The sequence below is a fragment of the Leucobacter sp. UCMA 4100 genome, from assembly GCF_027853335.1.
Lineage (GTDB): Bacteria > Actinomycetota > Actinomycetes > Actinomycetales > Microbacteriaceae > Leucobacter_A.
The window spans coordinates 2756612-2779776 of the sequence record NZ_JAFEUS010000002.1; the positions used below are offsets into that span (position 1 = coordinate 2756612).

Below are 23165 nucleotides of genomic sequence, written 5' to 3' on the forward strand. Positions count from 1 at the left end.
CCGTGGCAGATGGCTTTTCGCTGTTCACCGACCGTTCCGTCGTCGCTATGCGCGTCGACGGCGAGCTGAAAGATCTCGCCGCAACGGTCGAAGAGGGGCAGACGGCCACGCCCGTCACAATCGATTCACCCGACGGGCTCGACATTCTGCGCCACTCCGCGGCGCACGTGCTCGCGCAGGCGGTGCAGCGCATTAATCCCGAAACCGAACTCGGCATCGGGCCTCCCATCACCGATGGTTTCTACTACGACTTTGACCCGGCCGAGGCTTTTACCCCCGAAGATCTCAAAGAGATCTCGAAGGAAATGCAAAAGATCATCAAGCAGGGCCAGCGCTTCGTGCGTCGCGTCGTGAGCGAAGATGAGGCCCGTGCCGAGCTTGCGAACGAGCCGTACAAGCTCGAGCTCATCGGGCTCAAGGGCGGTGGCGACGATAACGAGAGCGTTGAGGTCGGCGGGGCTGAGCTCACGATCTACGACAATGTCGACCCGAAAACCGGCGAGGTCTGCTGGAAAGACCTGTGCCGCGGGCCGCACCTTCCTAACACCCGCATGATCGGCAACGGCTGGGCGCTCATGCGCGTCGCCGGCGCGTACTGGCGCGGTAGCGAAGCAAACCCGATGCTGCAGCGCATCTACGGCACCGCTTGGCCGACGAAAGACGAGCTGCGTGAGTATCAGACTCGCCTTGAGGAGGCCGCGAAGCGCGACCACCGTAAGCTTGGCGCAGAACTCGATCTCTTCTCGTTCCCCGATGAAATTGGATCAGGGCTCGCGGTGTTCCACCCCAAGGGCGGCATCATTCGCCACGAGATTGAAAACTTCATGCGCGATGAGCTGCTGAAGAACGGCTACGAGGTCGTCAACAGCCCACACATCACCAAGGGAACGCTCTTCGAGACGAGCCAGCACCTCAACTGGTACAAAGACGGTATGTTCCCGGCGATGCACCTCGATCACGTCGAAGACGACGAGGGCAACATCGTTAAGCCGGGGCAGGACTACTACCTGAAGCCCATGAACTGCCCGTTCCACAACCTCATCTTCCGTGCGCGTTCGCGCTCGTACCGTGAGTTGCCGCTGCGCCTTGCAGAGTTCGGGACCGTGTACCGCTATGAGAAGAGCGGCACGCTCGCGGGGCTCACCCGCGTGCGCGGCCTTACGCAGGACGACGCGCACATCTACGTGACCGACGAGCAGGTGAAAGACGAGATCAAACGCCAGCTTGAGTTTGTCTTTGCGACGCTTCGGGCCTACGGACTCGACGACTTCTACCTCGAGCTCTCAACGCGTGACCCCGAAAAGTCTGTCGGCACCGATGACCAGTGGGCAGAGGCAGAGCAGACGCTGCGCGAGGTCGGCAACGAATCGGGTCTTGAACTCGTCGACGATCCTGCAGGCGCCGCGTTCTACGGCCCGAAGATCTCGGTCCAGGCGCGCGACGCGATCGGCCGCACCTGGCAGCTCTCTACCGTGCAGCTCGACTTCAACCAGCCCGCGCTGTTTGAACTCGAGTACGCCGCGGCAGACGGGACGCGCAAGCAGCCGGTCATGATCCACCGCGCCCTGCTCGGCTCGATCGAACGCTTCTTCGCGATTCTGCTTGAGCACTACGCTGGAGCGTTCCCGGTGTGGCTCTCGCCAACCCAGGTTGTCGGCATTCCCGTGGCTGAAGAGTACGGCGAGTACCTCGACGGGGTCATCGAGCAGCTGCGCGCCGAGGGCGTGCGTGCCGAGGTCGACCACAGCGATGATCGCATGCAGAAGAAGATTCGCAATCACACGAAGGCGAAGACCCCGATTCAGCTCATCGCCGGTGAGCAGGATCGCGGTGCTGGCACGGTGAGCTTCCGCTTCCGTGACGGGTCACAGCTCAATGGTGTGCCGGTCGCCGAGGCGGTCGAGCGCATTCGCGTCGCGATTCGTGACAAGGAGCAGGTGAACACCGCATGGCAGGAGTAGACGGCATGCATGGCGTCGAAAGCGCGGCGCACCTCGCCGGGGTTCCCGATTCGTTCCAGCGTCTCTGGACCCCGCACCGGCTCGTGTACGTGCAAGACACGACGCAGCCAGAGGAAGACACGTGCCCGTTTTGCAAGGGGCCCGAAATGAGCGATGAAGACGCGCTCATCGTGGCGAGAGGTGAGCATGCCTACGTGCTGCTGAACCTCTTCCCGTACAACACGGGGCACCTCCTCGTGTGCCCGTACCGGCATATCTCGACCTACGATCTCGCGACTCCCGAAGAGGTCGCCGAGATCGGCTCGCTCACGCAAACGGCGATGCGGGTCGTGAAGCAGGTCTCGCACAACGACGGTTTCAACATCGGAATGAATCAGGGGGTGGCCGCGGGCGCAGGAATCGCGGCACACCTGCACCAGCACATCGTGCCTCGGTGGGCGCAAGACGCCAATTTCTTCCCGATCATTGGGCAGACGAAAGCGCTGCCAAAACTGCTCGGCGACACGCGGCGAGAAATCGCAGAAGCGTGGCCTGAGCTACCCTAGTTAATACATCCGTACATCTCGAGAAAGAGGACGTACCGTGGCAGGTCACTCAAAATGGGCGACAACGAAGCATAAAAAGGCCATCATCGACGCCAAGCGCGCGAAGGCCTTCGCCAAGCACATTAAGGCGATCGAGGTCGCTGCCCGCATCGGCGGGCCAGACGAATCAGGCAACCCGGCTCTCGCCGAGGTCGTGCACAAGGCGAAAAAGAACTCGGTTCCCGGCGATAACATTCAGCGTGCCATCAAGCGCGGCGCTGGCCTCACCGGCGACTCGGTTGAATATCAGACCATCATGTACGAAGGCTACGGTCCCGGGGGAGTCGCGATTCTCGTCGAGTGCCTCACCGACAACAAGAACCGCTCGGCAACCGAGGTGCGCACCGCGATGACTCGCAACCACGGCACCATGGCCGACCCGGGCAGTGTCGCCTACAACTTCGAGCGCAAGGGCGTCATCGAGGTTCCCGCCGAGGGCACCAGCGAAGACGACATTCTTATGGCCGTGCTCGACGCGGGCGCCGAAGAGGTCACCCCGGCTCCCAACGGAGAGTTCTTTGAGGTCATCGTCGACACCGCGCAGCTGAACGCCGCTCGCACCGCACTCGTCGACTCGGGCATCGAATACGACTCGGCCGAGTCGCAGTTCGTGCCGAACCTCAAGGTCGATATTGACCTCGAGGTCGCGAAGAAGATGTTCCAGCTCATCGACGCGCTCGAAGATAGCGACGACGTGCAGAACGTCTACGCCAACTTCGACCTCTCAGCTGAGGTGCAAGAGCAGCTCGCAAACGAAGAGTAAGCACTCTTCACCGTGCGCATTCTGGGTATTGATCCCGGCCTCACCAGGTGTGGGGTCGGGATCATTCACGTTTCAGCGCGCCGCCAGCTCTCGTTCGAGCACGTCGAGGTGCTGCGTTCAGCGCCTGACGCGCCCTTGCCGAGCCGCCTCGCGTTGCTCGGTACGGGCCTCGAAGCAATCATCACGCGGGGCGATGTTGACGCCGTGTCACTCGAGCGCGTTTTCGCCCAGCAAAACCTGCCGAGCGTCATGGGCGTCGCCCAAATCTCGGGCATCGTCATGTTCCTTGCCGAGCGCGCCGGCGTTCCCGTGACGCTCTACACCCCAAACGAGGTGAAGTCGCGCGTGACCGGCTATGGCGCCGCCGACAAGAGCCAGGTCACCAACATGGTCATGAAGCACCTCGGCCTTAAGACGCCCCCGAAACCGGCAGACGCGGCAGACGCCCTGGCCCTCGCCATCACCCACGCTCTCTCGACGCCGTACGCTGGTCGCAAGACGACCCCGCTTGGCTCGGCAATCGCGGCTGGGGCCGCTGCCGCGACCGGCCCACGCGGCGGATCGGCCACGACTCCCGCGCAGGAAGCGTGGCTCGCGGCCGAGCGCGCGGCGAAGCGGCGGTAGCGGGTCTCGCGACCCGGTCGTCGACTGTGCCTTGCGCAATCCACTTGACGAAAAGCAGGGTGTTTTCGCGCCACAACCCTGCTTTTCGTCAAGTAGACGGCAAAAGTGCTGCTGTACGTCGAGCATCGCCGGGTTCCGGAAGCCCGCAACGGTTCTCCCCGAGCACCGGCACAGCGAGAAGGCCGCGCTACCGCGACCTGCACTGGCTTATCGCGACCGGCGCCGACCTTCCGCGCCGCTGTAAGTCTGCCGACCTTCCGCGCTACCGTGAGCTCCGCCGACCGACCGCGACCGGCACCGCGCTATCACGACCGGCGGCGGCCCCAGCGCGAGCGGCGCCGTGGCTGCCGGGCGCGGCTGCGGCTTTGGGCGCGGCTGGAACCGGGGCGGGGGCTCGCGGGGCGATCCGCTGCGGTTTCGGGTTGCTCGTCGTCGGCGAGAGCGAGGCGGCTCAACTCGTCGATGTCAATGACGCCGGTGCGAAGCGCCTCGATGGTTTCGGTTACCTCGCGCATCTGGCGCTGGCGGCGCTGCTTGATGGCGCGCTGTTCGGGCAGACTCCAGCCGAAGCGCACCGCGAGTAGGCGCACGAGGGTCGTGACGACGACACAGACGATCCCAGCGATGGCGACGCTGGCTCCGAGTAGGAGCGAGACGATGATGCTGACGCTGCCCGCGAGCGCGGCGATGGCGTAGAGCGAGCCGACCTGCAAGACCGAGATCGGGATGTTCAGTAAGAGGTCGCGCAGTACGCCGCCTCCGACTGCGGCGAGGGTTCCGACGAAGAGGGAGGGCACGACGGGAAGGCCCGCTGCGAGGGCCTTGGTGGTTCCGAGGGCCGCGTACATACCGATCGAGAGTGCGTCGAGCAAGGTGATGAGCCCGTCGACGCGCATGAACAGCTGGTTGAGTAGCATGCCGATGAACGACCCGAGCACGGCCACGAGCAGGTACCAGTTCGATTGGAGGGCCGCCGGGGTGACGCCGAGCATGATGTCACGCAGGAGGCCTCCGCCGAGGCCGGCGACCGTGCCGATGATCGACACGCCGAGCAAATCAATGCGCTTGAAGCCCGCGGCAAACATGGCGCCCTGAATGCTGCCGAGCGTGACCGCCGAGAGGTCGAGCGAGAGCGGGAGCTGGAACGCGTCGACCGCGGCAAAAGCTTGCACAGGGGCCTTCTTTCGGGCGCTTGGGTTCGGCGCTTTACCAACCGAATGAGAGATACTTTTCGTATGGCAGTTTACCGCGATCAGGGAATCGTGCTGAGAACGCACAAGCTCGGCGAGGCCGATCGCATCATCACGATGTTTTTGCGCGAGCGAGGGGTCACGCGGCTCGTCGCGAAGGGGGTGCGCAAAACCTCGTCGAAGTTTGGTGGGCGGCTCGAACCCTTCATGCTCGTCGATATTCAGGCGTACGAGGGCCGCTCGCTCGACACGATCACGCAGGTGGTGACGTTGCAGGCCTATACGCAGGCGCTGGCGCACGACTACGACCGCTACAGCATCGGCAGCATTCTCGTTGAGACGAGCGAGAAGCTCGCTGAAGACGGGGGAGGGCGGGCCCACTTTAACCTGCTGCTCGGCGCCCTGCGAACGCTCGCTGAGGGCGAGATCGATCCGGAGCTCGTGCGCGACGCGTACCTCATTCGCGCGATTGCGCTGTCGGGCTGGGCCGCTGGCTTCGTCGACTGCGTCGTGTGCGAGGCGCCCGGCCCACACCAGCGACTCTCGGTGCAGCACGGTGGGGTGCTGTGTGAACGCTGCGGCGAAGCCGGCATCATGCGGGTCACGCAAGAAACCCCTGAGCTGCTCGCGGCACTCTTCTCTGGAGACTGGCCGACCGCGATCGCGGCGGGCGATCGAGCGAGAAAAGAGGCGGCGAGCTTTGCAGCGTCGTATACTCAATGGCATCTTGAACGCGGCCTCAAATCAATGCGGATCGCTTCGCACTCACAACGGTAGGAATCCCTTTCGCGCATGACAGATCCAGTCACCTCAGTCGCACCGAGCGGCATCGTTCCCCTCGATTGGACGGGGCAGAGCGCCCCGGTGTTTCGCGGGCCTGCTCCGAAGCACATTGCGATCGTCATGGACGGCAACGGCCGGTGGGCAAATCAGCGCGGTCTGCCGAGGGTTGAGGGCCACAAGGTCGGCGAACAGGCACTACTTGACGTCGTGGCTGGGGCGATTCAGGCGGGGGTTAAGCACCTCAGCGTGTATGCCTTCTCGACTGAGAACTGGCGCCGCTCGCCCGACGAGGTGCGTTTTCTTATGGGCTTCAACCGCGATGTGATGCGCCGCCGCCGCGAACAGCTTCATAGCTGGAACGTGCGCGTGCGCTGGTCCGGTCGGCGACCCAAGCTCTGGCGCTCGGTCATTAACGAGCTGAAGCACACCGAACGGGTCACCGCGAACAACACCGGTCTCACGCTCACCATGTGCGTAAACTACGGGGGTCGCAACGAGCTCACCGACGCGGTTCGGGCAATAGCGGCCGAGGTCGAAGCGGGCCGACTCACCTCGAAGGGCATCACCGAGCGTACGATCGAGCGGCACCTGTACGTGCCTGAGGTTCCGGGCGTTGACCTTTTCATTCGCAGTTCGGGAGAGCAGCGGTTGAGCAATTTTCTTATCTGGCAGTCGTCGTACGCCGAGATGGTCTTTCTTGATACGCTCTGGCCTGACTTTCGTAGGCACCACCTTTGGGAGGCGATTGACACCTTCCACTCAAGAGATCGGCGTTTTGGCGGGGCCATCGATGGCGCCCCGAGCCGCGCCCCTCAGTGTTATGGCGCAACGTCTGAGACAATAGACGAGTGAAAGAGACTGGAACCCTAGAACCGTTGCGCATCGGCAACCTCACGATCGGCTCGCCCATCGTGCTGGCGCCGATGGCGGGCATCACGAACACGGCGTTCAGGAGGCTCTGCCGAGAGTACGGCGAGGGCCTGTACGTGAGCGAAATGATCACCTCGCGGGCGCTCGTCGAGCAGACTGACACCTCGCTCAGGCTCATCAAGCACCACGAGAGCGAGACGCCTCGCTCGATTCAGCTGTACGGCGTTGATCCGCACTATATGGGTGAAGCCGTGCGCTACCTCGTCGAGAACGATCTCGCCGATCACATCGACATGAACTTTGGTTGCCCAGTGCCGAAGGTGACCCGCAAGGGCGGGGGAGCCGCGCTGCCATGGAAACACGACCTCTTTACGAGCATCGTGAAGGCAGCGGTACGCGAGGCCGGCGACGTTCCTGTCACCGTGAAGATGCGCAAGGGCATTGACGACGACCACCTGACGTTCCTCGACGCGGCCAAGGCCGCCGAAGACGCCGGCGTCGCGGCGATCGCGCTGCACGGACGAACCGCCAATCAGCACTACTCGGGAGAGGCCGACTGGGAGTCGATCCGCACCCTCAAAGAGGCGATCACGAGCGTACCGATTCTCGGCAACGGCGACATCTGGTCGGGAGCCGACGCGGTGCGCATGGTTGAAGAGACCGGCTGCGACGGCGTCGTTGTCGGGCGCGGTTGCCAGGGGCGCCCGTGGCTGTTTGCCGATCTGAACGCGGCGTTCCAGGAGCGGGCCGGCATCATCTCGCCAGAAGAGGCGCGCGCTGCTCAGGTGAAGCCACTGCTCGGCGGCGTCATGGACACGATTCGCCGCCACACCGAACTGCTCATCGAATTCTTTGATGGCGAAGAGCTGCGCGCCTGCCGTGACATTCGCAAGCACATCGCTTGGTACCTCAAGGGGTACGGGGTTGGCGGCGACGTGCGCCGTTCGCTCGCGGGCGTTGAGACGCTCGAGCACATGGACGAGATCTTCGAGACGATGGATCGCGAGATTCCATACCCTGAAGAGGCCGCCGAGGGGCCGCGGGGCAGGGCCGGCAGGCCCAAGCGCACCGCGTTGCCCGACGGCTGGCTCGACTCGCGTGAGACGGCCTCGGTCGATTTCACCGAGCTCGAAGAAGCTGAGAGGGACGACTCAGGTGGCTAAAGCTCAGTACACGGCGCACGACGCCGAGCGGTATCTCGACGAGTCGCACGCGAGCTCGCGCAGCCCGTTTGTGCGCGATCGGGCGCGCGTGATCCACTCGGGTGGGTGGCGCAGGCTCGCCGCGAAGACGCAGGTGCTGAGCCCGACCGCCGGCATCGACTTCGCGCGCAACCGCCTCACGCACTCGCTCGAGGTCGCACAGATTGGCCGCGAACTCGCGACGTCGCTCGGCCTTGACGAAGACATCGTCGATACCGCCTGCCTCGCCCACGACCTTGGGCACCCGCCCTTTGGCCACAACGGTGAGCGCGCCCTCGACCAGTGGATGACGGGCTACGGCGGCTTCGAGGGTAACGCCCAGACGCTGCGCATTCTCGCAAGGCTCGAGCCCAAGCGCTTCACCGCTGACGGCAAGAGCGTTGGCCTGAACCTCACCCGTGCGACGCTCGACGCGAGCTGCAAGTACCCGTGGAGCCTCGACGAGGCTGTCGCGAAGCTCGCGGTGCCGCTCGACCACTCGCCAAAGTTCGGTTACTACGCCGACGACCTGCCGGTGTATGAGTGGATGCGCGAGGGCGCGACGCCCAGGACGAAGTGCGCTGAGGCTCAGGTCATGGACCTGTCAGACGACATTGCGTACTCGGTGCACGACTTCGAAGACGCCGTCGTGAGTGGGTTCATCGACCCCGAACTCTTGAGCAGCCGCTCTGGCCACGACAGCCTCATCGAGCAGGTGCGCGAGTGGGCCGGGGAAGACTTCACGAACGAGCAGCTCGCGCTCGCGTTTGATCGCATCGCCACGATTGATTCGTGGCTTTCGTCGTGGCGCGGATCGAACCAGGACCACGCGCAACTCAAAAACTTCACGAGCGATCTCATCGGCCGCTTCGCGCGCGCCTCGATCGATCTCACGCGAGAAGCCGCGGGATCCGCAAATATCGCCCGCTACGGAGCAAACATCGTCGTGCCACGCCACGTTGAAGAGGAGATCGCGGTGCTCAAGGGCATCGTTGCCGCCTACGTTATGGCTTCCGGGCGACGACAGCCGACGTACCGGCGCCAGCGGGATCTGCTCGAAGAGCTGCTCACCGTGCTCTGGGAGAGCGGGCCACAGCACCTCGAGGTGCCGTTTCAGCACGAGCTCATCGCCGCCGAGAGCGAGAGTGCCGCGAGGCGTGTCATCGTCGACCAGGTGGCCTCGTTGACCGACCAAGGAGCGATTGCCTGGCATCAGCGCCTGTGTGTCGCTCCCCTGGTATAGGGCTAAAGTATTCTGCATGGCAGGGCGTATTCGGGCACAAGATATTGACGAGGTCAAAGCTCGCGTCAATATTGCTGACGTGGTGAGCGACTATGTCGCGTTGAAACCAGGCGGTGTCGATTCGATGAAAGGGCTGTGCCCCTTTCACGACGAACGCAGCCCGAGTTTTCATGTGAGGCCCGCGCTCGGCTACTACCACTGCTTCGGGTGCGGCGAGTCAGGCGACGCGATCTCGTTCATTCAGAACATGGATCACCTTTCGTTCGCCGAAACCGTTGAACGGCTGGCGGCAAAGGTCGGCTACACCCTCACCTACGAAGAGGGGGGAGCGCCGCAACGCTCAGGCCCGAACCGCACGAGGCTGTTCGCCGCAAACGACGCTGCGGCAACGTTCTTTGCCGAGCAGCTCGCGAGCGACGAAGCGGCGATCGGTCGCGACCTGTTGCTCTCAAGGGGCTTCGACGAGGCCTCGTGGGCGAGATTCGGTGTCGGGTACGCGCGCAACTCGTGGGAAAGCCTCAAGCAGCACCTCGGCAAGCTGGGCTTCACCGAGGAAGAGATGTCGCTCGCTGGGCTGCTCTCGCAGGGGCAGCGCGGCACCTACGACCGTTTTCGCGGCCGCCTCGTTTGGCCGATTCGTGACACGAGTGGGCAAACCCTCGGCTTCGGCGCGCGTAAGCTCCGTGAAGACGACAACGGGCCCAAATACCTGAACACGCCTGAAACGCCGATCTACCACAAGTCGAAGGTGCTGTACGGTCTCGACCTCGGCAAGCGGGCGATCTCGCAGAACAAACGCGTCATCGTCGTCGAGGGGTACACCGACGTCATGGCCTGCCACCTCGCCGGCATCACCGAGGCCGTCGCAACCTGTGGCACGGCATTTGGCAAAGAGCACATTTCGCTCCTGCGACGGGTGATGGGCGATGACGTGTCGGCCGAGGTGATCTTCACCTTTGACCCCGACGAAGCGGGGCAGAAAGCCGCGCTGAAAGCGTTCGCCGACGAGAAACAGTTCAGCGCCCAGACATACATGGCGGTTGCGCCCGACGGGCTCGATCCCTCTGACCTCAGGCAACACCGTGGCGACGAAGCGCTCACCGCAATGTTCGAGGCGAAGAAGCCGCTCTTCGAGTTTGCGCTGCGCCAGGCTATCGGCCGCTTTGACCTCAACACGGTTGAGGGGCGTTCGTCGGCATTGCGAGCAGCGGCACCGATCGTCGCCGACATTCGCGATGAGGGCGTGCGCAAGGGGTATGCGCGTGAGCTCTCGCTCATGCTGGGCGCAGATCTCGCCGACGTGCAGCAGGCGATGCGGTCGGCCCACGCCAACCAGCAGATGGTCATCGAAGAACCCCCAGCGTGGATGCCGCCGCCCGAAGAGACCGCCATCGAGCGCCAGATCACGCTGCGTATGCTGCCCAACACGCCGCCCGTGCGCGCCGAGCGTGACGCCCTCATGGCGATGCTGCAGTACCCCGAAACGGTGGGCGTCGAGATGCTCGCGCAGGCCGTCGCGGTGCAGTTTCACGAGCCGACGTTCGGAGTCGTCGCGCAGTCGATCGCGCAGCAGCTCACGAGCCTCGACCAGCCGGGCTGGCTCGACCGCGTGATCACCGGGGTGCCCGAGAACATGCAGAGCGTCGCGCGCGAGCTTGCACTCGCCCCGATCCCGCAACGCAAAGTCGAGGGCATCGCGCACTACGTGACCGCGATCGTGAGCTCGCTCATTGAGCGCGACCTGCTCCTACTCAAACAGGAGATGCTGTCACGGCTGCAGCGCATCGAAGACCCGCAAGACGCGATGTTTCGGCAGTTGCAGGAACAGATACGCATGCTGGAGCAGGCTCGACGTTCACTACGACCCGAATAACCGCGACCGGTACGCTGGTACTGGGACGAATGCCCCGTGCCACGTTGAACAGATAGGAAGAACGCATGAGAGACATCGATACGCAGGCCGATCCGGCTCTGTTCGCATCAGACCTCTCGCTCGGCTATCAAGAGCGTCCCGGCAGATCGTTTCAAGCCGTCGAGGGTGTCTCGGTCGAAGTTGCTCGTGGTTCGTCGCTCGCGCTTCTCGGCGAGAGCGGATCGGGCAAGTCGACCCTCGCGAAATACCTCGCCGCGCGAGCCAACGACGTCGTGAGCAAGACCGACCGCATCCAGCGCATCTCGGGCGAGGGGCGCGTGCTCGGTACCTCACTCACGAAGCTTTCAAAGAAGGCCACTCGCAACCTCACGGCGCACGTCGGCTACCTGCAGCAAGACGCGGGCGCGAAACTGCCGCCCGAATACACGGTCGGCGATATCATCTTCCTTCCCATCGAGGAACGCATCAAAGGCTTCGACCGCTCCCAGCTCGGTGAGCAGATCGCCGAGATGTTCGACATCGTCTCGCTGCCGCTCACCTACCTGCAAAAGTATCCCTACGAGCTCTCAAAGGGCCAGCGCCAACGCGTCGCGGTCTTGCAGTCGCTGATCCACTCGCCAAGCGTGTACATTGCTGACGAACCGACGCTCGGCGTTGACGCCAACAATAGGCCGAAGATCGTCGACCTCATTCAGTGGTACCGCGAGCGTACGAACCCGACCATGCTCATCATCAGCCACGACATCGGGCTGCTCGAGGCGCTCATCCACGACGTGCTCATTCTCAAGGGAGGCAGCGCCGTGGGTCTCGGTAGCATCGACACGATCTTCAGGCACGCCTCGCACGAGTACGTCGTCAAGCTGGCGGAAGCGCTTCGGGCGAACGCCTACGACGAGATCGCGGGCGACTAGTGCGGCTAGCAGCTTGCTGGGCTTGCGCTTCACGGAAACACTGAAGCGCTGAAGCGGTTGGCGACGGCTTGGCCGCGAGGCTGGTTGGCGTGTTGATTTTTGTGCGAGCCCAATATGCAGTAGTATTTTGAGGTGCCCGCGGGTGTAGCTCAATGGTAGAGCCCCAGTCTTCCAAACTGGTTGTGCGAGTTCGATTCTCGTCACCCGCTCCAATTCTTTTGTTTCTCCAGCCGGTTTGGTGTCTTTGGCGGTCTTTCCTTCTCTGCGGCATGGGTCTCTGAGTGAAGCTTGTCTGCCTCGGCTGGCCTATGCCTTTCAGTCAGACAGTCAGACAGTCAGACAGTCAGACAGTCAGTCGGTCAGCCGGCCGTTGGCGTTATCGACAGGGCTGTCAAAGCGCGCCTCCCGGCCCGGCCGTCATGTGCTGCGGCGCGTCTCGGCTGGGCGTCTCAAATGTTCGTGACTGAAGCGGTGTCGATTTGCTCTCGGGTGCAATTCGTTGATAGTGTTATTCCCGTTGCCAAGGCACATTCCCCTGTAGCTCAATGGCAGAGCAGCCGGCTGTTAACCGGCAGGTTGTTGGTTCGAATCCAACCGGGGGAGCGAACGGCCCTCACTCTTCGGAGTGGGGGCCTTTTGTTGTTTACAGGGTGGCGGGGGTTTTCGGGCTCGGGATCGAGCTGCGCCGATCCGCCCTCATCGTGTGGTCACTTTCGTGCCTTGTGTGGCCACAAAGTGCTGAAAAGGGTGAGCAGTTTCGACACTTTGTGACCACACGGCGCGCGTGAAACGCGAAACGAACCGGTCAGAGCCGGGGAAACGCCGGCGACATCTGCATGGAGGTGTCGGCGCTGCGCTGGAAAGCGTCGATTTGGGGCACGAGCCGGCGAAAGTGCTCGGTGGCACAGTGGGCGTAGAGGGCGGCGCGGTCGGGGCACTCCTCGAGGAAGATGAAGTGCCCAGGGTCTTCGCGGCCGATGCGGCGTGTGTACGAGATGCTTGGCGGTTCGAGCCGGGTGGCCGCACGAGAGCCTCGGAGAGCGCTTCATGAACAACGCATGCGTGTTCAGAGCCCACAACCGTCTCAAAGCCTTCGCAAGGCCTCGGTCTATGCAAACTCAGTTTAAGAAGTGAGTGCAGAAAGAGCTCGTGACTGAGGGGGCTGCGGTATTGCTGAGTTCACGACACATATGGCAATCACTCAGGACTCGATCGATGCGAAGGAGTTCTTCCTTGACAGGGTTGTTGAGGTCGAGCCTGAGCCATCGACTTTCATAGTTTGTGAGGGGCTGGCTTGTGCCGACCCCTCACAACGGAATCGTGATGCGCTACAGGCGCTTACTTATTTCCGGGTGCTCAAGAGTGAAGCAGCAGCCTGGTTTTTATCCCGTTTAGCCGCTTTCTTCTCTTTTGCAGTCTTAGAAGCTGGTTTTTTGCCAGCTTTCTGGCCTCTATCTTTGGACATTCATTGTCCTTCCTACTGACGGGGGATACCCGTTTTGACAGTAGCGCTCCATGATGTGAGAGCTTCAAGAACTGTCAGGTTGTGGCGCAAAGTTAGAGAGCTACGATGTTCGCGGCTTGCATGCCCTTGTCGCCCCGTTCGGCGTCGAAGCTAACCTTCTGGTTTTCTTCAAGTGTGCGAAATCCATTGCTTGTGATTGCGCTGAAGTGGGCGAAGAGATCTGCTGAACCATCGTCGGGCTGGATGAAGCCGAAGCCTTTGTCAGCGTTGAACCATTTCACGGTACCTGTTGCCATGTTCTTTATCCTTTGTTTGTTTGATCACTTGGTGATCAGCCAGGTGCTCCTTGTAGGCAGCACGATGTGGTTAGTGACGGGTTGTTGCCGTTTCGGCTTCTTGCTGTGCTCTTTCGAGGGAAGCGTAGGTGCCGGTAGGGAACCCGTGAGAATTGTGAAGCGTGTACCCGTGATCATCACAGGCAATAAATCCGGCGAACTCTCCGTCGACCGTTGCAGCTGTGACTTCGTGTGACGCTTGACGCCATGTAAATGGGGCACTTTTGGTGCTAATGAAAGAGATGTTTACCGTTCAGATATTTTCGACGTAGTGTCGCATGAGGTGAGACGTGAATCAATGTTTGCCAGGTCATATCACTGGCATTAAGTCGGCCCGGCTTTTGCCGGCAGAAACGCAACTTCCTGTGTCTCGTTCATCACTCTACTGCATAGGGATTCTTTTCCAGCTGGGAAGCTGGGGCGAAAGTGCTCATTTGGGAGTTCAACGGGTCACCTTGGCGATGGCTTCTGGTTCTACGCCAGTCAACCATGAATGATGAAACGTGGCACAGACAGCTGTCATATGGGCTACTCTGGCGAGCAATCATAGTAGTCCCCCGGCTCTGATCGTTGTGCAGAGCGAGACCCCGGCGGGTTGACCGTGCTGAAACGGTCTGTCGAATCTGCTCTCGGCGTGTTGGTTCTGTATCGGGCCCAGGAAAACGCTAAGCGGAGAAGACAATGACCATCTGTTTGAGTGCAGCGTGCTCCTCGAGGCACGCCCGGCTGTGAACCGGCAGGTTGTTGGTTCGAACCCAACCGGGGGAGCGAACGGCCCTCACTCTTCGGAGTGGGGGCCGTTTGTTGTTTACAGGGGGGGGCGGGGGTTTTCGGGCTCGGGATTGGTCTGCGCCGATCCGCCCCTCATCGTGTGGTCACTTTCGTGCCTTGTGTGGTCAAAAAGTGTCGAAAATGGTGAGCAGTTTCGACACTTTTTGACCACACGGTGCGCGTGAAACGCGAAACGAGCCGGTCAGAGCCCGGGAAACGCCGGCGACATCTGGATATAGGTGTCGGCGCTGCGCTGGAAGGCATCGATTTGGGGCACGAGCCGGCGAAAGTGCTCGGTGGCACAGTGGGCGTCGAGCGCGGCGCGGTCGGGCCACTCCTCGAGGAAGATGAAGTGCCCAGGGTCTTCACGGTCGATGCAGAGTTCGTACGAGATGTTTAGCGGTTCGAGCCGGGTGAGCCGCACGAGCTCCTCGTAAAGGGGCATGACGGTCTCGATCGCGTCGTGCCGAATGAAATCTTGGGCGATGACCTTCAGCGTCATGCTAGGCTCCTTCGCCGGTGAGAGCTTCGCGAATACCGTTTGAATGCTCTGCTCCCGCAACCGCCTCGAGCGCCTTCGCAAGGCCATGGTTGGTCTTTACGACGCTGTTGAGTGTGAGCGCGATCATCGCCTTGAGCACCTCGGTGCTCGGGGTCTCGATCGAGAGGGCTTCGGCCGCTTGCGAAAGGAGCTTCGTGGCCTCTCGTGATTGCACTGCCGCCTCTTCAAGAAGGCGCAATTGTTCTGCGTTCATGGCCACTGTCATAACTCCTGTCAGCCGCGAGTGCGGTGCCTGAATCGCCGCACGATACTTCAGTACTGACCGTACATGAGGGCACCGACAAGAAGGATGTATGGGGCACCGCTGAGCGTCTCTAACGGCTAGGGTAGAAACATGATGGCAAGGCCTGAAAACCCTAGACTCGCCCGCTGCTTTGATGATTCACTCTCGCGTGGCTACGAGATCCGCTATGCCGATGAGACGCAGGTGATCGCCTACCGCAAGAACACCTGGGGCTGCTTTGGCCTCATGTTCCTCTTCGTTATCGGAGTGCTGACGGCGTTTATCGTGCCGATCATCCTGCTCATCCTGGGGGCTTTCGCCCCGGGCGGTCAGGTGATCACCTACCGGCTGAAGCGCAACGGCAAAGTCTCGAAAAAGCGCCGGGCCGCCTAGCCCCGCTCCATACAGAACGAGGGCCGGGAGATGAGTGCGTCTCCCGGCCCTCGCGCTTAGTCGCTGCCGTCGAGTGTGATGATGTCTTCGTCTTGAAGGTCATCGCGCTGGTTCTCGTCAGCGGTTTCGGCGTCTTCTGGATGTTGTAGGGCGTCGGCCGACTCTGCTGCGCCGAGATCTCGCCCTGGCCACGGTGTGTTGGTTGTTTCTGTGATGTTACGTGAATGCTTCATGGTTGCCTCCTTGCGGGGGTGGTGAAGAACGAACACGCTCTCGTTCGAGTGCTACCCGAAGGGATTCGCCGACTTCTTCTCGGTGTCAGGGTGCCGAATCAGGGCTGGATCAGTGAGGCCCTTACGAGGGTCTTCATCGCCGCGAACTTCGTCGTTGGCGCCATCCATGACCGGTTCGTCAAGTGTCTCTTCGGTTTTCTGTGCGGCTGTTTCGTTGTCTTTCATAGCGACCTCCTTATGAGCCGTATGGCCAGTCTAGAAGCTGGGGCACGGCTTGCAAAGGGGTGTTCAGGCGATCGTCAGGGGCCGTTCAGGCGGGACTAAGACTCGCAGAAAGGGGGTGTCAGCCGATGGCGTCGAGGCACGGCTGGATGACCGCCATAAATTCGTTGACCGCTTCCTCGCTGTCTTCGAGCTTGTTCTCGAGCGCCGTGTAATCCTCGATATCGTAGGTCTTTTCGAGCGTGTCAAGCGCACACTTGCAGTAGCCGCCCTGGCCGTTCGAGGTCTGCTTGCAGGCATTCATGAAGTTGGTCTTCACCTGCTTTGGCCAGTCACTCAGCGACGGGGTCGGCAGAAGGCTACAGGCTGAAAGCGCTGCCGCGATACTGCTGGCTGCCGCCACGGTAAGGGTCATGCGTCGTAGAGTGCTCATAGGGGTACATTGTAGCGGCAGAATCGCTCGTTTCGTGGCGTGATGAGGTGTACGAGAAGCTGGCAACAGGACAACGCACATGAACTCGGGGCGCTCCTTGTCGAGTCTTTACTGCTGGCTGTGGAGCTTAGGCAACGACACCCCGGTACCCCTGCTTCAACAGGGAACACCGGTTCACGGATCACGCGCCGAAAACCCATGCGGCGGATCACGCAGAGCTCCCGCTCCCGCTCACGCGCCGACCACGCGTCCGGCTCTGAGCCGGTCTCCCTGGTAGTGTTACTCGCAGCCGATGCCGTCACCATCGCGGTCGAGGTGCGGTCCGTACCCGGGATCGCCCTGGTATACGGGTGCTGCTCCCGCGGCACGCGCCGCGGTGCAGTTCTTGAAATAGGTTGGCGTCGTTGCTGGTTCGGGTGTTGACGCGAATTGTCGAGGAGTGCTGTTGGCGACCGCCTCAGCCGCGGTCGCCCGTGCTGTGGCTTCCGCTTCCCGCTGTTCGGCTGCTTCTTGGAGAGCAACGGCTTCGAGGTGAGCCGCCACAGCCTGCTCTTTTTCCTCCATCGCTTTCGCTACATCGTCTTTACTGGTGGCGAGTTGCTCTGCAAGCGCATCTCGATCCTCCGTGATGTGCGCGACCGCTTTCTTATGCGTTTCCTGTTGCTCTTTCAATTCACTCGTTGTGCTTTCGAGTTCTTGTTTGAGTGCTTTGTGTTCTTGCTGGTCGATGGCATTGACTGAGCTCGTTGTTCCGAGCGATATTCCGAGGAAAAGAGCAACGGTGCCGGTAGTGATGGTGCCCCAGAGTGGCACGGTTCGGCGGTTCTTTTTCTCGGGGCCAGGATTGGGAGGCGTTTCATGGGACGGCTTATTGCGCGAGAACGTTTTGTTCTGTAGCTCACGGAGCCGGGCGAGCGCTTTTGCGGTCACGCCATCTTGTGAAGAGAAGTCGGTCATGTCTCGGATCATGACACAGTTTCAGTGAGCAGGCTTTTTTGTGACGTATTCGTTATTTGGTGAGTGGGGTGCGCCGAGCGATGAGAGCGTGAGTCGCCCGACGTTGCGTCACGAGCGCGGCGACACGCCGATCCGCCGCAAATGTGGCTTGCGGGTGTTTGCCGGTATCTTTCGCTGACAGATCGCCCGTGAATGCAGGCTTCTCGCTGAGGTTCTCAGGCCGAGGAATTCCGGGGACGAAAAAGTGTGTATGATCATCGTTGTGCCTTCAGTGTCGTAGCCCGCATTATTGCGGCAAGACTCCGGCACCTACCAACGTGCGCTTTCAGGCTCACATGAGGTAGTGTTGATCCTTGGTTCTCTGTGAATCAAACCCAGCCCGCCCAATGTGGTTGCTTGCGACAACATGGGGTAGGGTGATCTCGGTGCAAAACCGGGGTGTAGCTCAGCTTGGCTAGAGCGCCCGCTTTGGGAGCGGGAGGCCACAGGTTCGAATCCTGTCACCCCGACTCGGCGTTACGCCGAAGGCACCGAATGACCAACACACACCATTATGTGAGGGAAACACTTTGTCAGAAACGACCGTTGAAAAGCTCACCCCGACTCGCGCAAAGCTTACCGTCACGGTAACGCACGCCGATCTCGAGCCGCACCTTGAAGGCGCATACAAGACCATCTCAGAGCAGGTTTCTGTTCCTGGGTTCCGTAAGGGCAAGGTCCCGGCTCCGATCATCGATCAGCGCGTCGGCCGTGAAGCGGTCATCGAGCAGGCAGTGAACAACTCACTCGATCACTTCTTCCGCGAGGCGCTCGAGGGTAACGACATCGTTCCAATGGGTCGCCCCTCGGCTGACGTTGAGCAGTGGCTCGACGCGAAAGACCCCGAGAGCACCATGACGCTCGTCTTCGAGGTTGAGGTTCGCCCCGAGTTCAAGGTTCCCAAGTACGGCCAGATGAAGATCACCGTTGACGACGCCGAGGTTGACGAGGCTGCGATTGACGCAGAGCTCGATCGCCTGCGTGAGAGCTTTGGCACCCTCGTGACCGTTGAGCGTGCTGCTGAGAAGGGTGACTTCGTCGAGCTCGATCTCGTTGCCCGCATCGATGGCAACGACGTTGACCAGGCAACCGGTGTCTCGTACGAGATCGGTGCAGGCAACCTGCTCGAGGGCATGGACGAGGCCGTTGAGACCCTCACCGCTGGTGAGTCGACGACCTTCACCTCACAGCTGCTTGGTGGCGAGTACGAGGGCCAGGACGCCGAGATCGAGGTCACGATTACCGCCGTCAAGGTTCGTGAGCTTCCCGAGGCTGACGATGAGTTCGCAAAGACCGCGAGCGAGTACGACACGATTGCAGAGCTGCGCACCAGCCTTGCTGAAGAGGTTGCGAAGAGCGCAATCTTCACGCAGGGTGCCCAGGCACGCGACCTGCTCATCGAGAAGCTCCTCGAAAAGGCCGCTATCCCCGTTTCAGAAGAGCTCGTGAACGAAGAGGTGCACCGTCACCTCGAGGCAGAGGATCGCCTCGAAGACGACGAGCACCGCGCAGAGGTTGAAGAGCAGACCTCGAAGCAGCTCCAGATGCAGCTCCTTCTCGACGCGATCGTTGAGCAGGAAAAGGTCGAGCCGACTCAGGAAGAGTTCTCGCAGTACATCTTCAACTCGGCTTCGCAGTACGGCATGGAGCCACAGCAGTTCATCCAGGCGCTCTCACAGGGTGGCCAGCTGCAGCAGGTGCTCGGTGAGGTTACTCGTAACAAGGCCCTCGCAGTTGCTCTGTCGAAGGTCAAGGTTGTGACGAAGTCAGGCGACGCCGTCGATCTCAGCGAGTACACCGCTGTTGACAAGGGCGAAGAGAAGGCTGACGAAAAAGACGCGAGCGAAGAGTCGGCTGAGTAGTTTCTCACCGCTTTCACGCAGGGCAGGGCTTCGGGGTTTCCCGGGGCCCTGCCCTTTTGTGTGCCGAGGGCGAACACCGCGATGTTTGCGAGAATTCTTCGGTAGTCTCGATCCCAGTAGATACGTTGAATGGAGCTACACATGGTTGAAACGGCAATGCGCCCCGACAGTGTTTTTGATCGCCTCCTGAAGGACCGGATTATCTGGCTCGGCTCTGAGGTGCGAGACGAGAACGCCAATGAGATTTGTGCGAAGATGCTTCTGCTCGCGGCAGAAGATCCAGAGGCAGATATTTACCTGTACATCAACTCGCCTGGTGGATCAATCACCGCTGGCATGGCCATCTATGACACGATGCAGTTCGTGCCCAATGACATCGTGACCGTTGGTATCGGCATGGCGGCATCGATGGGGCAGTTCTTGCTCACCGCAGGCACCAAGGGCAAGCGCTACATCACCCCGAACGCTCGCGTACTCTTGCACCAGCCCCACGGTGGCTTTGGCGGCACCGCGAGCGACATTCAGACCCAGGCTGCGCTCATCGTCTCGATGAAGAACCGTCTCGCGGCGATTACCGCGGCTCAGACCGGTAAAACGGTCGAGCAGGTCAACGAAGATGGCGATCGTGACCGTTGGTTCACCGCTGAAGAAGCACTTGAGTACGGCTTTGTCGACTTCATTCGTGAGTCGGCGAGCGAGGTCGTTGGCGGCGGCGGAACGCACGCGTAAGCACTGAATAACGGAGAACCAGACATGTCACAACTGCAAATGCCCGAATCACGGTACATTCTTCCCTCATTCGAAGAGCGCACAGCGTACGGCTTCAAGAACACCAACCCGTACACCAAGCTCTTCGAAGACCGCATCATCTTCCTCGGTGTGCAGGTCGATGATGCCTCAGCCGACGATGTTATGGCCCAGCTGCTCGTGCTCGAGAGCCAGGACACCGAGCGCGACATTACGATGTACATCAACTCACCCGGCGGATCATTCACCGCGATGACCGCTATCTATGACACGATGCAGTACATTAAGCCGCATATCCAGACCGTCTGCCTCGGCCAGGCAGCCTCGGCCGCAGCGGTTCTGCTCGCTGGCGGAACCCCGGGCAAACGTCTCGCGCTTCCGAACGCACGCATCCTGATTCACCAGCCTTCATCGGGCCAGGGTGGGCAGGGTCAGGCCTCTGATATCGAGATTCAGGCGAAAGAGATTCTGCGCATGCGTGAGTGGCTCGAAGAGACGCTCTCGAAGCACACGAACAAGTCGATTGAAGAGGTGCACCGCGATATCGACCGAGACAAGATTCTCGGCGCCCAGGAGGCACTCGAGTACGGTCTCGTAGACCAGGTGCTCACAAGCCGCAAGAACCCGCTCTAAGCAACGAATGATCGACGCGCCACGGTAGCCCCGCGGCGCGTCGATCATCTTTGTCAGTGGTACATACTAGGCTCGAAGCAGTACGAAACTTCACGACCAATCGGAAGGAACATTCATGGCGAAGATCGGTGAAACTGGCGATTTACTCAAGTGTTCCTTCTGCGGCAAATCGCAGAAGCAGGTCGCCCAGCTCATCGCCGGCCCGCAAATCTATATTTGCGACGAGTGCGTGAACCTCTGCAACGAAATCATTGAAGAGCGTACCCAGGAAGCCGAGGCCGTCGAAGAAGAGGCGTTCTCGCTTTCAAAGCCCAAAGAAATTGCTGCCTTCCTCGACGAGTACGTCATCGCTCAGAAAGACGCGAAGCAGTCTTTGGCCGTCGCGGTCTACAACCATTACAAGCGAGTGAAGGCACTCCAGCGCCTGTCGCCGGCTGAGGCCGCGTCAGAAGACGTTGAGATTCAAAAGTCGAACATTCTGCTCATGGGGCCCACCGGTTGCGGCAAGACCTACCTTGCTCAATCGCTCGCGCGTCAGCTGAATGTTCCCTTTGCTGTTGCCGATGCGACCGCCCTCACCGAGGCCGGCTACGTCGGCGAAGACGTCGAGAACATTCTGCTCAAGCTCGTGCAGGCTGCTGACTACGACGTGAAGCGTGCCGAGACCGGCATTATCTACATCGACGAGATCGATAAGATTGCCCGCAAGTCCGAGAACCCCTCGATCACCCGCGATGTTTCAGGCGAGGGCGTGCAGCAGGCGCTCCTGAAAATTCTCGAGGGCACCGAAGCCTCAATTCCGCCCCAGGGTGGGCGCAAACACCCCAACACCGAGATGATCCATCTCGACACCACAAACATTCTCTTCATCGTTGCCGGCGCCTTTGCCGGCCTTGAAGAAATTATTGCTGCCCGAACGGGTAAGGGCGGGGTAGGCTTTGGCTCACCGCTCAGCACCAAACAAGATCAAGATGATCTCTTCTCACGTGCGCTTCCCGAAGACCTCCACAAGTTTGGGCTCATCCCAGAGTTCATCGGCAGGCTCCCAGTCATCGCCACCGTCAAGCAACTCGATATTGAGTCGCTTGAGCGGGTGCTCACCGAGCCGAAGAACGCGCTAGTGAAGCAGTACCAGCGCATGTTTGAACTCGACGAGGTCGACCTCGAATTCGAGCCTGGTGCGATCACCGAGATTGCGAAGCTCGCAACCGAGCGTAAAACAGGCGCGCGTGGTCTGAGGGCAATCCTCGAATCGGTGCTGCAGCCCATCATGTTCGATATCCCAAGCAACGAAGCGGTCTCGAAAGTGATCATTACCGCTGAGCTCATTCGCGGTGAGGCGCCACCACGCATGCTTGGCACGCGCCCGGCCGCAGCCGCAGAAGAACAGTCGGCCTAGGCTCGGCTGAACTGCACCACCAGCAGTGGCATGCCCGGTCTATCGCTAGCCAGCGTTCAGCGAGCACTCAAAGTTCACGAGCATGGCGGCATCAGTAGCCTCGCCATCAGTAAACGCCAGCACTTCACAGAGCCCGCGGTCGCTCGTCAGCGTTTGTGCGATTTCATCGCCAGAGGTCTCTTCGCTGACCTGCGTAAAGCCGCCGTCGCTCGCAAACTGCTTCAAGAGCGAACTTGCGGCGTCCTTGTCAGAGGCTTTGACAACGATAAACCATGAGGTGGCCGATCGTTCACCCGCATCATCAACGCCCTCCTGAGAGAACGGGAACACGTCGAGCGGCAGGCTTGACGGTAGCGTCGTGCTCTTCTCAACGGGAGTGGGCTTGCGCCCCTCGATATCGGTGAGCGTACTGGGATCATCAACTCCGAGTGCGGCGCCGCCGTCTTCTTGCTCGCCAGGAATCTTTGAGCCAGGACGAGGCGGGACACTATCGGCACCCGTGGCGGCGGAAGAGAGATTGCCGATCTGACCCGGTTTCAAGAGGGAACCGGGCGCGACATCACTCCCGGCACAGCCACTCAGCGCTACGACGAGAGCCGATACGGCGGCTCCGATCAGGATCTTCTTCGCAGGAGTCATTTACTCACTCAGCCAATCATCGTCGTCATCATCGTCAACAGCATCACTGACGGTGCTCCCCATAGTACCGGTCACGACTGAGCCGGTTCTATCGAGCGTAATGACCGCATCGTCAGAGCGAGTGCAGACGGGAAGCCCCTCGAGCCAGGTCAGCGTCCAGCTGCCCTGAAATCCATCGGCGTCGAGCGTTGCGATGGCGTCATGCAACTCGGCCGGGACCGTGGGGTGCGGGCGAGTGCCTGCACCCCAACGGACTCCAATGCGCATGA

The 23165-nt window shown here is 61.0% G+C and carries 26 protein-coding genes, 3 tRNA genes and 1 pseudogene; 19 read left to right on the plus strand and 11 right to left on the minus strand.

Annotated elements, in window-relative coordinates:
- The first annotated feature begins 2 nt into the window (after positions 1 to 2).
- From thrS to ruvC, 4 genes are read left to right on the plus strand one after another with little or no spacing between them, the layout of a single operon-like run.
- A complete protein-coding gene (gene thrS, locus JSO19_RS12795) occupies positions 3 to 1961 on the plus strand; it encodes a threonine--tRNA ligase (RefSeq protein WP_442915698.1) in 1959 nt (652 codons plus the stop codon).
- The gene (locus JSO19_RS12800; protein WP_270912031.1) at positions 1949 to 2506 is read left to right on the plus strand and encodes an HIT family protein; all 558 of its coding nucleotides are present in this window, start codon (positions 1949 to 1951) and stop codon (positions 2504 to 2506) included. The genes thrS and JSO19_RS12800 overlap by 13 nt, the downstream gene beginning before the upstream one ends.
- Before the next feature lie 37 nt (positions 2507 to 2543).
- Positions 2544 to 3308, plus strand: coding sequence for a YebC/PmpR family DNA-binding transcriptional regulator (locus JSO19_RS12805; RefSeq protein WP_270912032.1), 765 nt, complete (start codon positions 2544 to 2546; stop codon positions 3306 to 3308).
- Between the two features lie 12 nt (positions 3309 to 3320).
- A complete protein-coding gene (gene ruvC / locus JSO19_RS12810) occupies positions 3321 to 3932 on the plus strand; it encodes a crossover junction endodeoxyribonuclease RuvC (RefSeq protein WP_270912033.1) in 612 nt (203 codons plus the stop codon).
- Positions 3933 to 4237: 305 nt separating this feature from the next.
- On the opposite strand, the gene JSO19_RS12815 is transcribed toward ruvC, so the two are convergent.
- The gene (locus JSO19_RS12815; RefSeq protein ID WP_333735218.1) at positions 4238 to 5104 is read right to left on the minus strand and encodes a trimeric intracellular cation channel family protein; all 867 of its coding nucleotides are present in this window, start codon (positions 5102 to 5104) and stop codon (positions 4238 to 4240) included.
- 63 nt (positions 5105 to 5167) lie between these two features.
- On the opposite strand from JSO19_RS12815, the gene recO reads away from it, so the two are divergent.
- The 8 genes from recO (at position 5168) to JSO19_RS12855 (ending at position 12586) form a co-directional block, all read left to right on the plus strand.
- The gene (gene recO / locus JSO19_RS12820; RefSeq protein ID WP_270912034.1) at positions 5168 to 5899 is read left to right on the plus strand and encodes a DNA repair protein RecO; all 732 of its coding nucleotides are present in this window, start codon (positions 5168 to 5170) and stop codon (positions 5897 to 5899) included.
- Positions 5900 to 5914: 15 nt separating this feature from the next.
- Positions 5915 to 6757, plus strand: coding sequence for an isoprenyl transferase (locus JSO19_RS12825; protein ID WP_270912035.1), 843 nt, complete (start codon positions 5915 to 5917; stop codon positions 6755 to 6757).
- Positions 6754 to 7938 (plus strand): tRNA dihydrouridine synthase DusB, encoded by a 1185-nt coding sequence (gene dusB, locus JSO19_RS12830; protein WP_270912036.1) that lies wholly within the window; start codon positions 6754 to 6756, stop codon positions 7936 to 7938. Before JSO19_RS12825 ends, dusB begins: the two co-directional genes overlap by 4 nt.
- The gene (locus JSO19_RS12835; protein ID WP_270912037.1) at positions 7931 to 9199 is read left to right on the plus strand and encodes a deoxyguanosinetriphosphate triphosphohydrolase; all 1269 of its coding nucleotides are present in this window, start codon (positions 7931 to 7933) and stop codon (positions 9197 to 9199) included. Before dusB ends, JSO19_RS12835 begins: the two co-directional genes overlap by 8 nt.
- Before the next feature lie 16 nt (positions 9200 to 9215).
- Positions 9216 to 11072 carry a DNA primase gene (gene dnaG / locus JSO19_RS12840; protein ID WP_270912038.1) on the plus strand — a complete coding sequence of 619 codons (1857 nt, stop codon included), beginning with the start codon at positions 9216 to 9218 and terminating at the stop codon, positions 11070 to 11072.
- A gap of 65 nt (positions 11073 to 11137) precedes the next feature.
- Positions 11138 to 11983 carry an ATP-binding cassette domain-containing protein gene (locus JSO19_RS12845; protein WP_270912039.1) on the plus strand — a complete coding sequence of 282 codons (846 nt, stop codon included), beginning with the start codon at positions 11138 to 11140 and terminating at the stop codon, positions 11981 to 11983.
- 138 nt (positions 11984 to 12121) lie between these two features.
- A tRNA-Gly gene (locus JSO19_RS12850) sits at positions 12122 to 12195 on the plus strand.
- Positions 12196 to 12514: 319 nt separating this feature from the next.
- Positions 12515 to 12586: transfer RNA gene (locus tag JSO19_RS12855), tRNA-Asn, on the plus strand.
- Between the two features lie 202 nt (positions 12587 to 12788).
- Here the strand turns inward: JSO19_RS12855 and JSO19_RS13160 are convergent.
- Positions 12789 to 12995 (minus strand): annotated as a pseudogene (locus JSO19_RS13160) (putative quinol monooxygenase); the annotation flags it as partial.
- A 178-nt stretch (positions 12996 to 13173) separates the two neighbouring features.
- Here JSO19_RS13160 and JSO19_RS12860 point away from each other — a divergent pair.
- Positions 13174 to 13467: a hypothetical protein gene (locus JSO19_RS12860; protein ID WP_270912040.1), complete on the plus strand. Its 294-nt coding sequence runs from the start codon at positions 13174 to 13176 to the stop codon at positions 13465 to 13467.
- 73 nt (positions 13468 to 13540) lie between these two features.
- On the opposite strand, the gene JSO19_RS12865 is transcribed toward JSO19_RS12860, so the two are convergent.
- The 3 genes from JSO19_RS12865 to JSO19_RS12875 form a co-directional block, all read right to left on the minus strand.
- A complete protein-coding gene (locus JSO19_RS12865; protein ID WP_270912041.1) occupies positions 13541 to 13744 on the minus strand; it encodes a cold-shock protein in 204 nt (67 codons plus the stop codon).
- 1012 nt (positions 13745 to 14756) lie between these two features.
- Positions 14757 to 15056, minus strand: coding sequence for a putative quinol monooxygenase (locus tag JSO19_RS12870; protein ID WP_270912042.1), 300 nt, complete (start codon positions 15054 to 15056; stop codon positions 14757 to 14759).
- 1 nt (position 15057) lies between these two features.
- Positions 15058 to 15309 (minus strand): hypothetical protein, encoded by a 252-nt coding sequence (locus tag JSO19_RS12875; protein WP_270912043.1) that lies wholly within the window; start codon positions 15307 to 15309, stop codon positions 15058 to 15060.
- 141 nt (positions 15310 to 15450) lie between these two features.
- Here JSO19_RS12875 and JSO19_RS12880 point away from each other — a divergent pair, with 141 nt between their 5' ends.
- Positions 15451 to 15732 carry a hypothetical protein gene (locus JSO19_RS12880; RefSeq protein ID WP_270912044.1) on the plus strand — a complete coding sequence of 94 codons (282 nt, stop codon included), beginning with the start codon at positions 15451 to 15453 and terminating at the stop codon, positions 15730 to 15732.
- Positions 15733 to 15788: 56 nt separating this feature from the next.
- Here the strand turns inward: JSO19_RS12880 and JSO19_RS12885 are convergent, their stop codons facing one another.
- From JSO19_RS12885 to JSO19_RS12900, 4 genes are all read right to left on the minus strand, one after another.
- Complete coding sequence (locus JSO19_RS12885) at positions 15789 to 15965, minus strand: hypothetical protein (protein WP_270912045.1); 177 nt, start codon at positions 15963 to 15965, stop codon at positions 15789 to 15791.
- A gap of 51 nt (positions 15966 to 16016) precedes the next feature.
- Positions 16017 to 16190 carry a hypothetical protein gene (locus JSO19_RS12890; RefSeq protein WP_270912046.1) on the minus strand — a complete coding sequence of 58 codons (174 nt, stop codon included), beginning with the start codon at positions 16188 to 16190 and terminating at the stop codon, positions 16017 to 16019.
- A 118-nt stretch (positions 16191 to 16308) separates the two neighbouring features.
- Entirely contained in the window at positions 16309 to 16620 is a 312-nt protein-coding gene (locus JSO19_RS12895) for a hypothetical protein (protein ID WP_270912047.1), read from the minus strand.
- A 279-nt stretch (positions 16621 to 16899) separates the two neighbouring features.
- Positions 16900 to 17577: an excalibur calcium-binding domain-containing protein gene (locus JSO19_RS12900; RefSeq protein ID WP_270912048.1), complete on the minus strand. Its 678-nt coding sequence runs from the start codon at positions 17575 to 17577 to the stop codon at positions 16900 to 16902.
- A gap of 434 nt (positions 17578 to 18011) precedes the next feature.
- Between JSO19_RS12900 and JSO19_RS12905 the strand changes: the two genes are divergently transcribed.
- The 5 genes from JSO19_RS12905 to clpX all read left to right on the plus strand — a co-directional run bounded on the left by JSO19_RS12905 (position 18012) and on the right by clpX (position 22257).
- A tRNA-Pro gene (locus JSO19_RS12905) sits at positions 18012 to 18086 on the plus strand.
- A gap of 60 nt (positions 18087 to 18146) precedes the next feature.
- A complete protein-coding gene (tig, locus tag JSO19_RS12910; protein WP_270912049.1) occupies positions 18147 to 19478 on the plus strand; it encodes a trigger factor in 1332 nt (443 codons plus the stop codon).
- A 141-nt stretch (positions 19479 to 19619) separates the two neighbouring features.
- Entirely contained in the window at positions 19620 to 20207 is a 588-nt protein-coding gene (locus tag JSO19_RS12915; protein ID WP_254259301.1) for an ATP-dependent Clp protease proteolytic subunit, read from the plus strand.
- Between the two features lie 24 nt (positions 20208 to 20231).
- Positions 20232 to 20858: an ATP-dependent Clp protease proteolytic subunit gene (locus JSO19_RS12920; protein WP_217132304.1), complete on the plus strand. Its 627-nt coding sequence runs from the start codon at positions 20232 to 20234 to the stop codon at positions 20856 to 20858.
- A gap of 115 nt (positions 20859 to 20973) precedes the next feature.
- Positions 20974 to 22257, plus strand: coding sequence for an ATP-dependent Clp protease ATP-binding subunit ClpX (gene clpX, locus JSO19_RS12925; RefSeq protein WP_270912050.1), 1284 nt, complete (start codon positions 20974 to 20976; stop codon positions 22255 to 22257).
- A gap of 45 nt (positions 22258 to 22302) precedes the next feature.
- Here the strand turns inward: clpX and JSO19_RS12930 are convergent, their stop codons facing one another.
- Positions 22303 to 22896 (minus strand): hypothetical protein, encoded by a 594-nt coding sequence (locus JSO19_RS12930; protein ID WP_270912051.1) that lies wholly within the window; start codon positions 22894 to 22896, stop codon positions 22303 to 22305.
- Positions 22897 to 23163, minus strand: a complete 267-nt coding sequence (locus JSO19_RS12935; RefSeq protein ID WP_270912052.1) for a Fe-S oxidoreductase — start codon at positions 23161 to 23163, stop codon at positions 22897 to 22899.
- Positions 23164 to 23165 lie beyond the last annotated feature (2 nt).